Origin of the sequence: Salinivibrio sp. PR5 (genome assembly GCF_001996085.1) — a bacterium.
Classification (GTDB): Bacteria; Pseudomonadota; Gammaproteobacteria; order Enterobacterales; family Vibrionaceae; genus Salinivibrio; species Salinivibrio proteolyticus.
The window spans coordinates 1-1212 of sequence record NZ_MUFK01000096.1; the positions used below are offsets into that span (position 1 = coordinate 1).

1 protein-coding gene is annotated in these 1212 nt (G+C 35.4%); it reads left to right on the forward strand.

What is annotated here, in order from left to right; all coding sequences use genetic code 11:
• Positions 1 to 316 precede the first annotated feature (316 nt).
• Positions 317 to 1186, forward strand: coding sequence for a glycosyltransferase family 2 protein (locus BZG82_RS16005; protein WP_077766318.1), 870 nt, complete (start codon positions 317 to 319; stop codon positions 1184 to 1186).
• The last annotated feature ends 26 nt before the right edge of the window (positions 1187 to 1212 follow it).

A 1212-nucleotide genomic window follows, 5' to 3' on the forward strand; every position in this document is an offset into this window, starting at 1 on the left:
ATTTTAATCAGCCTATTAAGTTTGGTTTTCAATAGAGAAGCTTATAGGCTTAGCCATTTTGTGTTTTATATAACACCCATGATAGTTACTTTGTCGTTAGTGTCATGTAAGAAACTTGATTTTTTACTGTATTCTTTCGTGGTTTTATATGTTTCAGTTTCTTTTTTTACTTTTTTTTACATATTGGATTTAAATGAGTCACTCTTCTATTATAGATCCTCGGGTGACGTTAATATCAATGGCTTTTCGCAAGTATCGTTATTTTTCGAATATATCTCTAATGACATTTCTTACTCAGATGCTTGGAGGGTAAGTAATGAATAAAGGCACTATCTCCCTAATAATTCCCGTGTACAACAGATCAAGCGTCATTACAAGTACGTTAGACAGCGTCGCAAATCAGACATATCAAGACTTTGAGTTGATCATTATTGATGATTGCTCTGATGACAGTAAACAATTACAGGCGATACTGAAAAACTATCAGCTAAATATTAAATATATTCGACATGAAACAAATTTACATGGGGCTGCTGCGAGAAATACGGGGATAGACGCAGCACAAGGAGACTATGTGGCGTTTCTTGATTCGGATGATGTTTGGTTGGAAGACAAACTCGAAAAATGCATTAATAAAAAGATAGGCGAGAGAGAGATAATTTACTCCAGAATCGTAGACCGGGGAACGGTTAAGCCAACAGCTGCATTTGATAACAACAAAGATGTAGATGAATATTTGTTGGTCGAGCGCCAAGCAATGCAAACATCATCGCTATTTATGCACAAAAGTCTCGCAAAGGAGATACGTTTTGATTCGAGACTGAAGCGCTTTCAAGACACTGACTTTGTTATTCGCGCTCAGAAAATACACAATGCTAGGTTCGTATACATGGACTGTGTACTTGTAAAAATGGGAGAAGAGGATAACACTGGCCGAATTTCTGCATCTGTTGACCCGATTCCGGCAATTGACTGGCTTGAAAAAATAGACCCGTTACTCACCGATAAGTCTAAGGCAGTCTTTATATTTAATCGCATAATTAACTATGCGTCTAACTCATACTCAAGAAAATCCTTAATAAAGTTATTCATGGAACGAAAATGTTACCGTTATTTTAACTGCTTAGATTATAAAGTGTTTGTAAAATTTTTGTTGGGAAACAAGCAGAGTATATTTAGAAAATGAGAATAACATTTATAACTAATCTCTAT

Bases quoted from the DNA above. Each gene is read 5' to 3' on its own strand.
- BZG82_RS16005 (WP_077766318.1), top strand. From the start codon at position 317: ATGAATAAAGGCACTATCTCCCTAATAATTCCCGTGTACAACAGATCA.